Here is a 17,876-nt window from a genome sequence, read left to right on the forward strand (position 1 = left end):
GTGATTTTCCCATTAAATCACTCCGACCCCTTTTTCACGCTTTTTCGAAGCTAAACATCGATAGGCCAGCATAATGGCCCAGATCAATGGGCATGGTCTTCTTTGCTGGTTTCTGCGTTGTCGTCGGACCGCCGTTGTGATAAATAATATTTCTCAAATGCAAAGAATCCGGCAATTCCAGCGAAAGAAATGACAATAATCATTGGATCGCTAGTCGCTTTCATGGTCAGAAACGCGCCAAGGACAATCAAATCCAGAATGATGGCACTTAGCAGTACCCACGATTTTGCCTCGACATCATCTTTGAGATGACGATATACGCCCCAATGAATGATGATGTCCATGACCAGATAAAATATTGCCCCTAAGGATGCAATTCGGCTTAAATCAAAAAACGCAGCCAATAGGGCCGCTGCGATGACGGTGAATACTAGCGTATGCTTTTGAATATCACCGGGCATGCCAAAATGGCGATGCGGAATGAGGTTCATGTCCGTGAGCATCGCGAGCATGCGCGATACGGCAAAGACACTAGCAAGCAGACCCGAAGCGGTTGCTATGATGGCAACCGCAACCGTGAACCAGACCCCGTATTGGCCAAAAGCAGGACGCGCCGCTTCTGCCAGCGCATAGTCTTTAGCGGCAGCAATTTCACTTATGCTCAACGTTGAGCCTACTGCCAGCGCAACGCTCATGTAAACCAACAAACAGATAGCCAGAGAAATTACGATGGCGCGACCAACATTTTTCTTAGGATCCACAACCTCGCCACCGCTATTGGTGATCGTAGTAAATCCCTTGAACGCTAATATTGCCAGTGCAACCCCGGCAATAAAACCGGTAGGCGAGGCGCCTTCGTTTGGCGTACTTTGGATAAACTCAAATGTGAACCCAGATACCCAAAGAATTGTAAGGGAGAAAATCAGTATTCCGCCTATTTTTAAAATCGCAGTGACGGTAGATATCGTGCCAATAATCTTGTTGCCGGCGATGTTGACGATAAATGCGAAGACAATCAGGCCTATCGCGAGTATTGGAACCAGTGCGGAATCGCCGCCTATATCGAACAATTGGAGCGTATAAGTCCCAAATGTTCGTGCAACCAGGCTTTCGTTGATAATCATCGAAAAGGCCATCATTAATGCCGCCGCACCAGTGATGGTCGATGGGCCATATGATTTTTTGAGAATCATTGCGATGCCACCAGCCGACGGATATTTATTGGATACTTTTATATAGGTATAGGCGCTAAACCCGCTGATCACGGCGCCAATCAGGAAGGCAAGCGGGAAAAGTGGCCCGGATAATTCGGCGACTTGACCCGTTAGTGCAAAGATCCCGGCACCGATCATGACACCTGTGCCCATGGCCACTGTTCCTGCCAGCGTTAAACTGTCTTTGTTATACGAATCGTTTTGCATATAATTGTTCCTTAGATATGTGCGACGGATATGAAATGTAAGTATGCAATTTTCAATATCTGGCTGTCTAGCCAGAATTAAACGTTTATTACTTTGAGCTATCCTTTATTTTTCGTCGTTTAACATAGGGCAAGTCGCTGAAATATTTGAAGTAAACGAACCTAGCCTAGGTACAAAAGTTGGACTTTAATAAATAATCGAATTCAAGCCAAACGCCCGGTTTTCCTGTCTCTGTCAGGATGTGCCTGTTTGGCATATTTTGCCAAAAAAATGGAAATCCTTCTGCAACTTGGGAAAATCACTCCGACCCCTTTTCCAGTTTTTTACCCCAGATATATGGGCTGCCACCACTTCATGCTTTTAAATTTTGGGGAAAGGTCATCTCGGTAAACGCATCAAATAGCATCATGTTATCGATGATTCATGTTATTTCTGATTGAAAAAAAATGTTGTTTATGCGACTATTTAGTTCAATTTTTATATTTAGTTGTTGATTTTTGACTTTTAACTTTCTTAATAAATTAATGGTATTGCTGGTGTGTTTGGCTTTTTTTAGTCAGACTATGGCGTCTACTATTATGCCTTATCAAATGATGAGCATGTCAGGAATGAATAGTCAGGAACAATCGCAAAATATATCAGTGATGGATCCCAGTAAGCATAGCATGGTTAGTGGTTATTCTTACGATTCAGAAAAATCAACTGACGATTGTTGTGTTAAAACATGTTACTGCGTCACTGTTGCTTGTTCATGCATTGCTGTGTTAATTAAGGATGTAGCCATTGGCTCAGATGCAATCCTTGATCTATCATCTAAAATAATTTCCTATTCATTTTTAGTACAGACCCCCCAGTTAACATCTTTATATCGCCCTCCAATATTAAGTTAAATACAGAATAAATGTGTCCAAAATTTGGTTCATTTATATAACTAATATCTGTATTAGGTTTTTTTGATCTTGGTGTATATAGAAATATTTTTATACCTCATCAAAAATAACCTAATTAATTAAAAAATATTAATTGATATCCCTATTGGGGGGGTTATGTTTTCAAATGAATTAACTTTAAAAGTTATAGCTACCTTTTTTGCGATAATTGCACTTGCGAGTTGCACTGATAACCAAACTATTGCCGGTGCGGCGCAGACTCAAAATGCTAGGTCACAATCTATTGTTTTAGATGTCTATAAAAATCCCAACTGTGGCTGTTGTAACAAGTGGAACAGTCATATCAACGAACATGGAATTCAATCGAACGTTCATATTTATCAAAATCCTTCAGTCATTAAAGATGAAAAAGGTATCGAGCCCCGATATCGTTCCTGTCATACCGCTATGTCCAAAGATGGGTACGCCTTTGAAGGCCATATACCTGCAAAGTTCATCCAGCAATTCTTGGATGAGACACACGCTGACGACGTTATCGGTTTGTCTGTTCCTGGTATGCCCTTAGGTACACCCGGTATGGAAGTTGATGACAAGTTTCAGCCATACAGGGTTTTACTTTTGAAGTCGGATAGAACGTCTGAAATTTACGCGAGTGTTCATTCCTATGAGGAACAATTCTAATGAATAAGCTAAATGGGAACACCAAGTTCCGCAGAAAATGCAGTGCGGGGGTCCTCGCTTTAACGGTTTTTTATGTCAATGCTGCACAGACCACAATAAGGAGTGTTAACACTCCTTTATCTTTTGAAAAGGCAGTCATGTCAGCTCAAAAGAACGATCCATGGTTAACCGGAAATATACATCAGCAGAAAGCCATTGAATCGATGAGTACAGCAGAAAGTACATTACCCGATCCAAAAATATCTATCGGACTTGCAAACCTGCCGACCAATGGCTTTGATTTTGGTCAGGAAGGCATGACACAGGCTCAGGTGAGTATTTCACAAATGTTTCCTCGAGGAGATACTTTGGATATTAAAAGCCAACAATTAATGATTCAAAGTAGAGCGTTTCCGTACCAAAGACAAGACAGAGAATCAAAAGTAGCCGTTATCGTAGGAAGTTTATGGTTGGATGCTTATCGAGTTCAGGAAAGTATCGCATTAATTGAAAAGAACAGATCATTATTCGAACAATTGGCAGATGTGGCTGAAGCAAGCTATTCATCAGGTATAGGGAAAACCCGACAGCAAGATATTGTTCGAGCACAATTAGAGTTAACACGTTTGGAGGAGCGGTTAGATATATTAGGCCAACAAAAAAATCATTATGAAGGGCTACTTTCCCAATGGTTGACAAAATTTTCTACGGGGAATGGTTCATTTGATGAGGCAACATTGGTAACTGACTTTTCTTTAAATAATATAGTGCTCAGTAAACAACTGCCTCTCATTAACTTGCTTAATCGTAAATTAGTTTACAACGAAAGTTGGCTTCAACCTGGAGAATTGGTCCGGTACTTTTCGAATCACCCGTCTGTAGTTGCTTTAGAAAAGAAAGTAGATGCAACCAAAACTGGGATTACATTAGCTAAGCAAAAATACAAACCTGAATGGGGGGTTAATGCTAGCTATGGATATCGTGCAGATGATCCAATGGGCACTAGTAGAGCCGATTTATTCTCAGTTGGCGTAACGTTCGATCTGCCACTATTTACTGAAAACCGACAAGATAAAGAGGTTCAATCAGCAATATCTAAAACAGAAGCTGTGAGAACCGAAAAACTATTGTTGCTCAAGCAATTGCTGGGTTCTTTTTCGAGCGCAAAGGGCAGGTTACTGCGCTTAAAAGATAGACAGAGTTTGTATAAATCAAAGTTATTGCCTCAAATACATGATCAAGCAGAAGCTTCTTTGACAGCCTATACCAATGATGATGGCGATTTTGCGGAAGTGGTTCGCTCACGTATCGAGGTGCTTAACGCTGAAATAGACGAGCTCACACTAAACGTAGAGGAACAAAAGATTCGGCTAGAGCTTAACTACCTTTTTATTGACAGTGTCAATACTGCAATCATACAAAAAAATATGAAATTAACCAATAGCAATCAATATGTTGCTGTTTCGGGACAAAAATAATGAATAATTATATTAAACCAATAATGGTTGGCATGATCATAGGCGGTATTCTCACATTTGGTACGTATCATTTTTTAGCAACTTCGGGTAGTGAGCAAGTAACTAGCGCTGTATCTGATGAAAAAAAGCCGCTTTATTGGGTTGCGCCAATGGATGCAAATTATAAGAGAGATAAACCTGGTAAATCGCCCATGGGGATGGATTTAGTGCCCGTATATGATGATGGGGGAAAAGGGCCTGATGAAGGGCCTGGAACAATCCGCATCTCTTCTGCTGTCGTAAATAACTTAGGCGTGAGAACGTCAACCGTAAACTATAGAGCATTACACACCGAAATAAACACTGTGGGGTATGTTACTTACGACGAAGATAAACTCGTTCATGTTCACCCGCGTATTCAAGGCTGGATCGAAAAATTATACGTTAAGGCTGTTGGTGATCCGGTTAAAAAGAACCAACCATTATACGATATCTATTCACCAGAATTAGTTAATGCTCAAGAAGAACTGCTATTAGCATTAGATCGTAAAAACAACCGCTTAATCAGTGCCGCCGAAAATCGATTGCAGGCATTACAGTTACCTAAATCGACCATTGCAAAACTGAAAAAAACTAAACAAGTTCAACAAATGGTTACTTTTTATGCACCTCAAAATGGTGTCATTGAAAACTTAACAATACGTGAAGGATTCTTCGTTAAACCGGGTTCTACTTTGATGTCAATCGGTGACCTATCAGAAGTTTGGGTTGTGGGTGAAATATTTGAAAGGCAGGCCGGCCAAGTAAAAACGGGTATGCCGGTTACCATGACACTTGATTATTTGCCCGGTAAACGTTGGAAAGGTCAAGTGGATTATATCTATCCAACGCTGGATCCTAAAACACGCACGGTGAAAGTACGTTTGCGTTTCAATAATGAAGAGGGGGGGTTTAAGCCTAATATGTTTGCACAAATTGCAATTCATACAACCAGTAATGAACAAGCGTTGCTCATTCCCAAAGAAGCGCTTATTAGAACGGGTAGTCAAGATAGGGTTGTTCTTGCATTAGGTTCCGGCAGCTTTAAGTCTGTTGAAGTATCTGTGGGTCGTTATGGCACTGAGAGCGTCGAGATACTTAAAGGGCTTAGCGAAGGGGAGGAAATTGTAAGTTCAGCTCAATTTTTACTTGATTCAGAGTCAAGTAAATCATCAGATTTTAAGCGTATGGATCACGAAGACTCTAACCGCGACGGAGCAGCACTTTCATCAGTGTGGGTGCAGGCAACAATACAAAGCACTATGCCTAGTCACAAAATGCTAACGCTAACACATGATGCGATACCTGAATGGGATTGGCCAGAGATGACAATGGACTTTACAGCAACAGATACCGTTGACTTTTCTGGGCTCAAAGAGGGGCTTAACTTACAGGTTGAGTTAACTAAAACCTCTAGCGGTGATTATCAAGTAAGTAATATTCGTGTGCCCGATGAAAGTACAAAGAGTGAAATGGATATGCCGCAAGATAATGGTGATAACCGCGCGACAGTAACAGGCATTATCAATTCACTCATGATTGATCATGGAATGATTAATATAAGTCGTTCAGCGATAGAAAAATGGAACAGACCAGCCGCTACACTTGATTTTATTACTGATGAAGACGTGAGGTTGAATGGGTTAAGCCAAGGCATGGAAGTTAGGTTTACCTTCGAAATACGTGACGGAAACTTTATTATCACCGATATTGCGCAATTGACTGACGATGCACAATCAGGCGTTAAATCTTCAGTGCAAGAAACGCCTGTTGATCATTCAAACCACTAATTAGGAGTTAAACTATTATGATTGCTTCTATTATTCGTTGGTCCGTTGGTAATCGATTTCTCGTACTACTAGCAACATTGTTACTTGTTGGCGCTGGATTATATTCTGTCAACAAAACACCTATTGATGCACTTCCTGATCTATCAGATGTGCAAGTGATAATAAAAACAAGCTACCCAGGTCAAGCGCCACAAGTTGTTGAAGATCAGGTAACTTATCCATTGACCACCGCCATGCTATCAGTGCCGGGTGCAGTCACCGTACGCGGTTTTTCTTTCTTTGGTGACTCATATGTGTACGTCATTTTTGACGAGAGTACTGACTTATACTGGGCACGTTCAAGGGTACTTGAATATTTAAGTCAAGTTGCTCCAAATTTACCCAGTAATGCTCGTGCACAACTAGGTCCTGATGCAACAGGTGTTGGCTGGGTATACTTGTATGCTTTAGTTGATAAAACGGGTCAACATGATTTGAGTCAGTTGCGCAGTTTGCAAGACTGGTTCTTAAAGTATGAATTGCAAACAGTCCCTGGCGTATCTGAGGTTTCCGTATTAGGGGGGATGGTTAAGCAATATCAAGTAAGAATTGACCCAGATAAACTGCGAGCCTTTGGCATTCCCTTATCACTTATTCAAATGGCTATTCAGCAGGGTAACCAAGAAATAGGGGCATCAGTTGTCGAGATGGCCGAAGCTGAGTACATGGTCAGAGCCACTGGCTACTTGAAAAGTGTTTCAGATTTAGAAAACATCCCATTGGGAGTGAATCAAAATGGCACGCCATTACTGCTAAGGGATGTTGCAGATATTGGCACAGGGCCTCAAATGCGCCGGGGGATTGCTGAGCTTAACGGTGAAGGTGAAACCGTTGGGGGCATAGTCGTTATGCGTTACGGTGAAAACGCTCAGCAGGTGATCAAAGGTGTAAAAGAAAAACTTGAGAAACTAAAAAAAGGTTTACCGGATGGCGTTGAAATTGTGCCTGTTTATGACCGCTCTGCACTGATTGAACGAGCAGTTGATAATTTGGCATATAAACTATTAGAAGAGTTTGGAGTGGTGGCGTTAGTTTGTATAATTTTCTTATTCCATGTTCGCTCTTCTTTAGTGGCGATTGTTAGTTTACCAGTAGGTATTTTAACAGCCTTTATTATTATGCATTTACAAGGGCTTAACGCCAACATCATGTCGTTAGGAGGTATTGCTATTGCTATTGGTGCGATGATTGATGGTGCTATCGTCATGATCGAGAATATGCATAAACATATGGAGAAAACACCATTAACCAAAGAAAATCGCTGGCAAGTCGTAGTGGAGTCGGCAAGTGAAGTAGGGCCTGCTTTATTCTTTAGTTTATTAATTATAACCGTTAGTTTTGTTCCAGTATTTACCTTAGAGGCGCAAGAAGGGCGAATGTTTGCCCCGCTAGCGTTTACCAAAACTTATGCAATGGCTGCTTCTGCCGCCCTGGCCATTACGTTAGTACCCGTACTGATGGGGTATTTTATTCGAGGTAAAGTTTTACCTGAGCATAAAAATCCGATAAATAGATTTTTGACCTTTATCTATATGCCGGCTTTAAAAACCGTTCTACGTTTTCCAAAAACGACATTATTAGTAGCATTAATGGTACTTGGCGTGGGTTTATACCCACTTGATAAAATCGGTAGTGAGTTTATACCACCACTTGATGAAGGTGACTTCATGTATATGCCAACTACTTATCCTGGTATTTCTATTGGTCAGGCACGTCAGCTGCTACAACAAACTGACAAGCTGATTAAAACCGTTCCAGAAGTGAAAACAGTATTTGGTAAAGTGGGAAGAGCTGAAACTGCAACAGATCCCGCGCCTCTTACAATGATAGAAACCTTTATTCAGTTAAAACCACACGATCAATGGCGGGAGGGAGTAACGACAGAAAGCTTGAAAAAAGAGCTGGATGCATTGGTAAAATTTCCTGGCGTGACTAACGCGTGGGTCATGCCAATAAAAACACGTATTGATATGTTAGCAACAGGAATTAAAACCCCTGTTGGTATAAAAATCGCTGGACCTGAATTGAACGTTATTCAAGATATCGGCAAACAAATAGAGATCATCTTAAAAGACGTACCTGGAACCGCTTCAGTTTATTCAGAGCGTGTTGCGGGCGGTCGATATATAAAGGTTGATATTCAGCGAGCGAAAGCAGCTCGTTATGGTTTAAATATCGCTGAAATTCAACAGGTTGTAGCTACTGCAATTGGTGGACTGGATGTCACTAAAACGGTTGAAGGTTTAGAGCGCTATCCTGTGAGTCTACGTTACCCTCAAGACTATCGTGACTCCCCTGAACAGTTATCACTGCTACCGATAGTGACGCCTAATGGACAACGTATTTCATTGGGAGATGTTGCTAATATCATCATAGAAGATGGCCCTCCAGGTATTAAATCTGAAAATGCACGCTTAAATGGCTGGGCATTCGTTGATATTGATGGCGTTGATGTTGGAACCTATGTTGTTGACGCACAAAAAGTGGTGGCAGATAAATTAGAGTTGCCTGCCGGTTATTCTATCGCCTGGGCAGGGCAATATGAATACATGCAACGTGCTAAAGCTAAGTTGACTTACGTTGTGCCATTAACCTTATTTATTATCATCATTTTGCTTTATCTTAACTTCCGTAATGTTATAGAAGTAGCGATGATTATGGGAACTTTGCCACTAGCTATGGTAGGTAGTGTTTGGTTGATGTATATACAAGGATTCAATTTCTCTGTGGCGGTTGGTGTTGGTTTTATCGCGCTAGCGGGGGTGGCGGTAGAAATTGGCGTCATTATGCTCGTTTATCTAAATCAAGCTTACCAAGAAATGCTTAGCGAGCACCATTTAAAAAATATTCCTACTACGAAAGCAGATGTATTACAGGCCGTTTTAAATGGGGCAGGTATGCGTGTTCGCCCGGTTATGATGACCGCAGCAGCGATTATTGTTGGTTTGTTACCAATTTTGTACGGGACAGGCACTGGCTCTGAAGTAATGAGCCGTATTGCTGCGCCGATGGTTGGTGGCATGTCAAGTGCGGTCATATTGACGTTGCTTATCTTGCCAACGTTATTTTATTTATGGCGCTCGTCATCGATAAAAAGCACCGCGTCAAAAACATAATGGCATGAACGTATTAAAAACCAGCATTTCATAAATAGTTGAGATTGGTTTTTGATTAGTCTATATCCGGTGTTTATGTATGTTTTGTTTCTAGAGATCGTTTCAATATGGCGATCTCTACATTCAGCCTGTAGTTAGACCACTTCATAGCGCCATGTAAATTATTACTTGTTCAATCGTTTAACCGGAGCAATAGAAGTAACTGAAAGATTAATCGTCGAACACCATTATGGCCCAATAAATCAGAAGAATTCTGACGTGAGCTGATCGCGAACACAGAGGACTGAAAAGAGCGATTGGATAAAAGCCTTTAAATCGTCTCTAATGCCGATTAATATGAATGTGATGTTTATGTGGTTATAGAGTTGAATGCTGTATATGTTGAATAGAAAGTTTATTGTTGCTGCACTGTTGTTGGCCTTCTTCGGTCAAACCTTTGCTGCGTCATTATCTTGTTCGACAAATAATTCCACTGAAAAGCAGAAAACGCATCAGAAAATGATGGATCACAATATGCCACTTAGTAAAATGATGATGGATCATCAGAAAACTAAAAAACCAGATTGTTGTGATAACGACTGTTCATGTCCTGTCAGTGCCTGTTCTTCGTTCTCAATTATCACAAATGGTACGGTTTATATTGCTCCTGGAACCAATCATCAAAAAATTGGCCAGCCCCCTGGCTTCGTACTCCAACCTGATATTACCTCCTTATTTCGACCACCCATAATTTCCTAACTTAGGATCAGTGTGTCTGAAATTCACTCAAATCGAGTGCTAAATTCAGCGTATCAATTTCATTTTAACTAACTTTTCAACATCTAATTTTTGTTGTACCTAGCCGATTTATTCGGGGGCGATATGTATCTAATAAATAAATATTTTAATAATTTAATGTGGGTGATTTTTATAACACTAAGTGTCTCTGTCATTGCTCAGGGGAATGAACTTGAAAAAACAGGTAAAATTGAACTAGAGGTGTACAAAACACCCTCGTGCGGATGTTGTAAAAAATGGGTGAGCCACATTGAAGATCAAGGTATTGCAGCCTCTACTCACGATTTTTACGATATTGGAAATATAAAATCTAAACTCAATATCAAACCAAAATACCAATCTTGCCATACCGCTGTATCAATAGAAGGTTATGTATTTGAAGGCCATGTTCCAGCCAAATTTATTAAAAAGTTTCTTCAAGAACAGCATCCTGATGCGTTGGGTCTATCTGTGCCAGGAATGCCTCTAGGTTCACCTGGAATGGAAGTTGGCGAGCGTTTTATGCCATATAAAATATTGCTATTACTCAACGATGGTAGCAGTCAAGACTACGCCATGGTGAATCATTACGAGGAGCAATTCTAAATGTACCCAACGAATAAAAAAAATACAGCCAGTGATGAGTTTGTTAACCAGGTGCTGAAAACGTTTGACATAAGGGGGGGCACTAATGAATAAATCGATGGGAATGCTCAAAACCAGCCGTAAATTTCATAAATGGCTGATGCTATTTGTTGGCGTGCAATTTGTTATTTGGTCAGTCACCGGGGCCTATATGGTCTTTTTTGATATTGACTACATTCATGGCGACAGTTTAGTGATTAATCACCAAACTAAAATAACCCCAAACGAGATGCAGTATTCATTGAAGAACCTACTCAATGATTATCCACAAGCTGAACAAATAAGAGTCGGCACATTTATCAATGCTAACGTCTATCGATTTACAGTGGAGGGGAAAGTACTGCTTGTTGATGCCGTCGAGGGCCGTCTGCTGTCTCCGCTAGATAAAGCAACGGCACAAAATGCGGCCAGATACTATTACAGTGGTGAAGGGAAGATCAATGAAGCCGAACTACTGATTGATAATCCACCCTTTGAGTTAAGCCGCCGGCAACTTCCTGCTTGGCGGGTAAATTTTGATGATTTCGGCTCACCATCAATTTATGTATCGGCTCAAAGTGGCCAATTGGTCGGTAAACGCCATGAATTTTGGCGACTATTTGATTGGATGTTTCGCTTTCATATCATGGACTACGGTGATGCAGAAGAGATCGATAACATGCTTCTTTTCTGGATTACCTTGACCGGTATCTTGGCGTGTATCTTTGGTCTTATGTTGGTCTATTTCAGAGTCTTTAAAATGAACAGTGAAAAAATGGATCCTGCATTAGAGTCAGCAATCATAAATAAAGGCGATAAATCATGATGCCATGGATAAGGAAAATACATAAATGGGCGTCTGTTATTGTAGGAATTCAATTTTTGTTGTGGTTGACCAGTGGAATATACTTTAACTTGATGGATCATGATAAAGCAGCGGGTCATGCCTACCTGTCACATTCACAACCAGTAGTGAATATTGATCCTCAAAGGTTACTGGAACCGGCGAAAGTGTTAGCAAATTTTCAGCCCAGTGTGCTGTTAACTTCAGCAATATTACTATCTAAGCCGATTTACCAACTCACACACCAAAAGGGCTTGTACGCCAACTTTGAAAATCACTACACGCTTGTTGATGCATATACTGGACACCAGATCACCATAGATCAAGCGATGGCCAACGCCTTAGCAAAGCAGTCGTACAATGGCCCAGGTAAGATCCGTTCGAGTGCATTGCTTAGTGGTTTAATCAGTGACTTTCCTAAGCAACAGAATCCGACTTGGCAGGTAGATTTTGATGATGATGTCGAGACAAGTGTTTATGTTGAGGCGGGTTCTGGCCGCATAGTAGGACACAGTGATGAAGATAAACGTTTGGCGGATATCTTTTTTATGTTGCACTTTATGGATTATGCTAACCAGGGAAGTTTCAATAGCGTGCAGATGATTCTGTTTGCATTTGTTTCTTTATGGTTATCCTTCACCGGTATAATTTGGACGGTTGATCTGGGTTTTCGTGGACAGTATCAAATAAAACTCTTTGCTAAAAAGCGCCAAGTAAAGCTGTTTGATGAGACGCGTAAAAGCATGGGCAGTGTCACGTTCTCAACCCACACTAATTTGCTTGATGGCCTGGTTGAGCACGATATTGTTTTACCCTCTACCTGCGGGGGAGGCGGCACCTGTGGACGGTGCAAAGTAATGATCAGCCCCCCGGTTAAAGCCACATCGGCGGATCAGCTACATTTTAACCACGATGAATTGGCACAAGGTTATCGTTTGGCTTGTCAGCATTTTAGTGATGATGTCAGTCATATGACATTAATGGATGTGACGAATGCCAGAAAGCATACCCTTGAACTTATGCAAAGTCGTTTTTTAAGTCCGTTTATTAAAGAATTACGCTTCAAAGTTAAAGGCGGCTATCGCATCCCCTATCAGGCCGGTGCTTTTATGCGTTTCTTTATCCCGGCTGCCAAAAGTAAATCGATTCCCTCGTCATTGCCTGAAGATCTCAAGACACATTGGCAACATGTCAAAGACATTCAATTTGACCACGATCCCTGCACAAGGAGTTATTCTTGCGCCGTGTCGGCCATGGCTACTGATGAACTTGTGTTTACAATTAAAATTCAATCTGCCCCCCATGAGGACGTGCGTCCCGGGTTGGCATCACATTACCTTGGTAACCTTGAACTAGGTAAAACGGTTGAAGTCATAGGTCCGTTTGAAGAATTCGCTATCAAACAATCCAGTGAGAAAAATATAGTATTTATAGGAGCCGGTTCCGGTATGGCCCCCTTAAAGTCGTTAATCGATGAAGAATTGGCAATCCAACACAAGGACCACAGCACTCAAACACGTCGTCAAATACACTTTTTCTATGGCGCACGTGCTGAGATCGATTTACTGTATGTGGACCATTTTTATCAGCTTGCCGAACGCAACATTAATTTTCATTACTACCCAATTCTGTCAAGGCCTGAAGATAAATGGTTAGGTGCAACGGGTTACGCACAACATATTTTGGCATTGAATCTTGATAACTTGGGGGATATACATGCTCTGGAGTTTTACCTTTGTGGGCCTCAAGGATTAATGGACGATGTGATTGCATTTTTGCGCAGTAAAGGTGTTAAAGATGAGGATATCAGATTCGACTTGTTCAAATAATAGCAACAATCACCGTCTCGTTATTGTCTAGGGTTTAAGTTGGCGCTTTACAGGGAGGTTGTATAGGCAAGCACGGGCAGATAACTTAGCTGAACACTCTAAGTACTAATGACCAATCCGGTAACTACTGGTTAGTTTGAATTTGTTGGCGGGATGATATAAAACAACATAACTGATGGGTTGCCCATTCGAATACGTACTCCTTGTTACTTTCAGACAAGGAGTATTGTCATTCAAATGTAGATTATGTTTAAGTATTTTTGTCGGCATTACAGCTTCTACACAGATGTCAGCTTCAGTTAGGGGAGCCACTGAGGTTAAATAGTGGTGCGCCGTAATTTTGCTGAAGTCTTGCTGTAAAAAAAGAGGCACTTTATCCGCATTGACGTATCTCTCTTCGAGCTGAATGGGGAAGTCATTTTCAAAGTGAATGATGATTATTTTAAACACATTTTTACTTTGTAAGGAGAAACTTATGGCAATCGCATCGTTTGGTACAAGCGTCAACTTACTGAGTACTGTCATTTTGTGGGAATGTCCCCTCGACGAGATCTCATCCGCAATATTTTTTATCTCTAATAGTGAGCTCTGAGGAATAATAGATTTAACAAACGTACCCACACTGGGGATACGTTCAAGCAAACCTAAGTTAACCACTTCATCGACTGCCTTTCTCGCAGTCATACGACTTGCAGAAAACTGAGTCGCTAAATCGGTCTCAGACGGAATTTTATACCCTTCCCGCCACTTCATCGATTCCATCTTATCTTTGATGAATTCAGCAATTAGCTTATATTTGGGTTGTATCATAAGTTCCACTTCTAACTTCTATAATGCGCAAAAAAGGCAGCTACCAAGTAAATGATTTGCATATCTTTTTAGTTAATTCCTCGCGAAATTAATTATTAAAGGTATTCACTCTTTAATAAATAATCCTAAATACTTCTCAACAGTTCATTTTCAATCATGGTTAATTTATATTCCTTTTTTTAGCTTACCTATCATTCCGCAACTTATGCATGAGTACAAGAGCAATTGAGCCCAAATCGATAAATAAAAATTGAAAAAATAAATTGTAGTATATACCACGTTGCGAAATGCTCAAATCGCATTTGATCGGTTTATTCCTTTACCTATTAGGATGTATGCAGTGTCTGTATTAAAACTAAGCTGTTGTATATACCAGTATGTTGGTATATAAAAGTACGGGGCACAGGTATTTTCTAATAAAATAATTATTTTCAAAAAGCACGAGGGATAACACATGAAACACCTAAATTTAAAGACTTCTCGTATTTGTACAGCCATGATTGTTGCCGGAATTGTTACAATTCCCACATTAGTCAACGCACAAGAAGCGGCCAAAGTAGAGAGAATCGAAATTACCGGTTCAAAAATAAAAAGAACTGATATTGAGTCAGCCAGTCCTGTATCTATCATAACTTCGGCTGATATAAGCATGTCAGGCATTTCTAACGTTGAGAATTTATTACAAGAAATGTCCTTCTCTGCTGGAGTGGCAGGAAATGCAACCAATGCCTACTGGACCAGTGGGGGATATGGAACTGCTCAGGTTAACCTACGGGGTTTAGGGATAAAGCGTACCCTCGTGCTTTTAAATGGTCGCCGGGTGGTGGGAGGCGGAACGGGGGCTAATAGTTCTGTGGATTTAAATATGATCCCGACCTCGATGATCGAGCGTATCGAAGTATTAAAAGATGGTGCATCGGCAATATACGGTGCAGATGCCGTTGCAGGAGTGGTAAATATTATTACCAAAAAAGAATTTAATGGAGCTGAGTTAAACATAAAAGCCGGTATAACCGACGAAAACGATGGAGAAAATCAAGACGTCAGCCTCACACTTGGTGGTAATTTTGATCGAGGAAATGCCATTTTTAGCGCGAACTATTCAAATACTTCGGCCGTACGTCAATCTGACCGTATTGAATGCTCAAAATTTGGGACTGAAGAGGGCACGTTTGAATGTTTCGGTAGCAGCACTACCGAAGGAGGGCGAGCGCTTTTGGCTGATGGTACCCAAGTACAGTTTAACCAGGATGCCGATACGGCCAATCGTGGCAATGATTATGGCCCCTATGATGCCTCCCAGCATAGCTTTGTATATATCCCTTACCTCAATGCCGTTAGCCCGTTAGAGCGTATTAATATTTCCAGCTTTGTAGATTATGAAATTAATGATTCATTAAGTTTATTCACCGAAGCGATGTATACCAAGCGCAAAGGCGAGCAAATTGTTACACCCAGAAATGGCTTTGCAGGAATAAAGGTCGGAGCCGATTTTCGATATAACCCGACAGGGCAAGATCTTGAATTTCAACGCCGCAGAAATACTGAGTTAGGCGCCCCTTATTTCTTCCAGGAAACCGATACGGTGCGTGTAGTAACGGGCATCAATGGCGCTCTTGAGAATGATTGGGAATGGGATGTCGCCTTCAATTATGGGCGTAATACTGGCACGGATGGTTGGACATTTGATATTGATCCGGCCCGCGCCTCTCAAACCTTGGATGACAGTGTTTGTAGTTATGACAATAGTAATGGAATTCCCTGTGGTGACTGGTTCGGTGCAAATGAATTGAGCCAGGAAGTCATTGACTACGTTAAATATCGTCGTGAAGGTACGGGTGGCAATGAAATGCGCAGCTGGACAGCCAATATTAACGGGGATTTAATCGAATTGCCTGCTGGTACCATGGGGTTTGCCGTTGGCGCTGAAAAACGTGCTGAAAAAGGCTGGCGTGATCCGGATTCAACCGTACTGCGCAATGGTCAGGAAGATCCGATTCGCGGTAGTTATGATGTAACTGAAGCCTTTGTTGAATTGTCAGTACCATTATTAACCGATATGACGCTGGTTAAAAACTTAACGGCAGAGTTGGCCGCCCGGTATTCCGATTACAGCACTGTGGGAGCTGAAACCACCTATAAACTGGGCGTAACCTGGAATGTGAATGATACATTAATGGTGCGGGGGGTTCAGTCTACATCTTTTAGAGCACCTGTGATCACTGAGCTATTTGGTGGTACAAATGGTGAAAACTTACGCACAATTGATCCCTGCGAGAATGCGACTGGCGTCATTGCCACAAATTGCCAGGCAGCCGGGGTGCCAGCGGATTTTGTCCAGGATGGAACAACCGTACTAACCAGTGTCGGTGGCAACCCGGATCTTGGTGCAGAATCAGCTGATACCACCACCATCGGCATTGTCTGGCAACCCGGATTTGCTGAAGGTTTGTCCACCACTGTGGATTATTTTAATATTGAAATCCAAGACGCCATAACGTCTGTCAATGGTTCAGATATGCTGAAGTTGTGTTACGAAGATCCCCAGGGCAATGCTCAATTTTGCGATACTTTTACGCGCCATCCGGTTACTAATCAGGTGAGCGAATTAAATCAGCGCCCCGTGAACGCCGCGGTAGAAAAGGTCAGCGGGCTTGACTTTAATATCGCTTATAAATTCGACATTATGGGGTTGGATGCCCGTTCTACCCTGGATATCACGCGATTACTCAATCATGAAAGTACCCCCTTTTCTGGTCAACCGACAATTGATAAAGTGGGTTTTATTACTGAAGATCAGGGTAGTTATACCAAATGGCGCAGTAATTTCAGCTTTTCATTGATGAGCGAAAAATGGACTGCTACCTATTCATTGCGTTATATAGGTGGGGCTGATGATGTTAACGGCGGTGATTTTGACCCCTTGGGGAAATCTGTTGATGCGCTGACTTATTCAGATTTAGCCGCGTCCTACTTCGTAAATGATGATCTTGTCGTCTCAATGGGCATAGATAACATCTTCGATAAAGAGGCTCCTTATCTTACCTCATGGAATGACGCCAATACCGATGTGATGACCTATGATTTGTTAGGTCGAAAAGGCTTTGTGAGAGTAAATTATCACTTTTAAGTTGTCATATACTTAGCCTGTTGATTTGAAGCTTGTCACGTACTCATTAGTGACAAGCTTTATTTATTAGTCATACAAGTAAATAACTTTGATGCTGAACAGCTTATAAGTAAAAATCCGGTTGCTGATTCTACTCCAGCCATTAAACGCAAGTCTTCGGTGGGCTGTGAGCTCCCCAGACCTAACGTAGTGATGGTCGTTAACGAAAAATAAAAAATATCTTTCACACTGTGTCCATCTTTAAATTCCCCGAGATCCAATTCAACCCCTATCAGGTAGCACAGGCAGAATAACCCTGCGTTTAACACTTGGCTGCCCACCGCAATCAATATAGTAATCTGCATTGCCGCAAATCGGCTGTTAAATTTACCTGTAATGCTGTCGGCCAGCCAGGTGATATTAACGTAATGTATTGAAAGTGCAGCAGAGACGGCTAGCAGTGAAATTAACAGCGTAGTTATCATAAATCAC

Annotated in this window: 12 protein-coding genes; 9 read left to right on the forward strand and 3 right to left on the reverse strand. The window is 41.4% G+C overall.

From position 1 onward, the window contains the following. Positions 1-83 precede the first annotated feature (83 nt). Positions 84-1,421, reverse strand: coding sequence for an APC family permease (locus AC3RV5_RS10790; protein WP_489731923.1), 1,338 nt, complete (start codon positions 1,419-1,421; stop codon positions 84-86). Positions 1,422-2,467: 1,046 nt separating this feature from the next. Between AC3RV5_RS10790 and AC3RV5_RS10795 the strand changes: the two genes are divergently transcribed. The 8 genes from AC3RV5_RS10795 to AC3RV5_RS10830 all read left to right on the forward strand — a co-directional run bounded on the left by AC3RV5_RS10795 (position 2,468) and on the right by AC3RV5_RS10830 (position 13,465). After that, the gene (locus AC3RV5_RS10795) at positions 2,468-2,992 is read left to right on the forward strand and encodes a DUF411 domain-containing protein (protein ID WP_489731924.1); all 525 of its coding nucleotides are present in this window, start codon (positions 2,468-2,470) and stop codon (positions 2,990-2,992) included. Continuing rightward, complete coding sequence (locus AC3RV5_RS10800) at positions 2,992-4,449, forward strand: TolC family protein (protein ID WP_489731925.1); 1,458 nt, start codon at positions 2,992-2,994, stop codon at positions 4,447-4,449. Before AC3RV5_RS10795 ends, AC3RV5_RS10800 begins: the two co-directional genes overlap by 1 nt. Continuing rightward, positions 4,449-6,257, forward strand: a complete 1,809-nt coding sequence (locus AC3RV5_RS10805; protein WP_489731926.1) for an efflux RND transporter periplasmic adaptor subunit — start codon at positions 4,449-4,451, stop codon at positions 6,255-6,257. Before AC3RV5_RS10800 ends, AC3RV5_RS10805 begins: the two co-directional genes overlap by 1 nt. A 17-nt stretch (positions 6,258-6,274) precedes the next feature. Beyond that, on the forward strand, positions 6,275-9,412 hold the full coding sequence (locus AC3RV5_RS10810; protein WP_489731927.1) for an efflux RND transporter permease subunit: 3,138 nt from the start codon (positions 6,275-6,277) through the stop codon (positions 9,410-9,412). 378 nt (positions 9,413-9,790) lie between these two features. Beyond that, complete coding sequence (locus AC3RV5_RS10815; RefSeq protein WP_489731928.1) at positions 9,791-10,150, forward strand: hypothetical protein; 360 nt, start codon at positions 9,791-9,793, stop codon at positions 10,148-10,150. Between the two features lie 123 nt (positions 10,151-10,273). After that, entirely contained in the window at positions 10,274-10,774 is a 501-nt protein-coding gene (locus AC3RV5_RS10820; RefSeq protein ID WP_489731929.1) for a DUF411 domain-containing protein, read from the forward strand. A gap of 85 nt (positions 10,775-10,859) precedes the next feature. Continuing rightward, the gene (locus AC3RV5_RS10825; RefSeq protein WP_489731930.1) at positions 10,860-11,618 is read left to right on the forward strand and encodes a PepSY domain-containing protein; all 759 of its coding nucleotides are present in this window, start codon (positions 10,860-10,862) and stop codon (positions 11,616-11,618) included. Continuing rightward, complete coding sequence (locus AC3RV5_RS10830) at positions 11,615-13,465, forward strand: 2Fe-2S iron-sulfur cluster-binding protein (RefSeq protein WP_489731931.1); 1,851 nt, start codon at positions 11,615-11,617, stop codon at positions 13,463-13,465. Before AC3RV5_RS10825 ends, AC3RV5_RS10830 begins: the two co-directional genes overlap by 4 nt. A 105-nt stretch (positions 13,466-13,570) precedes the next feature. Here AC3RV5_RS10830 and hutC read toward each other — a convergent pair whose 3' ends face one another. Continuing rightward, positions 13,571-14,275 (reverse strand): histidine utilization transcriptional repressor HutC, encoded by a 705-nt coding sequence (gene hutC, locus AC3RV5_RS10835; RefSeq protein WP_489731932.1) that lies wholly within the window; start codon positions 14,273-14,275, stop codon positions 13,571-13,573. 454 nt (positions 14,276-14,729) lie between these two features. Here hutC and AC3RV5_RS10840 point away from each other — a divergent pair, with 454 nt between their 5' ends. Continuing rightward, positions 14,730-17,405: a TonB-dependent receptor gene (locus AC3RV5_RS10840; RefSeq protein ID WP_489731933.1), complete on the forward strand. Its 2,676-nt coding sequence runs from the start codon at positions 14,730-14,732 to the stop codon at positions 17,403-17,405. Positions 17,406-17,464: 59 nt separating this feature from the next. Here the strand turns inward: AC3RV5_RS10840 and AC3RV5_RS10845 are convergent, their stop codons facing one another. After that, on the reverse strand, positions 17,465-17,869 hold the full coding sequence (locus AC3RV5_RS10845; protein WP_489731934.1) for an ion channel: 405 nt from the start codon (positions 17,867-17,869) through the stop codon (positions 17,465-17,467). Positions 17,870-17,876 lie beyond the last annotated feature (7 nt).

The organism is Paraglaciecola sp. IT1134, assembly GCF_058068185.1.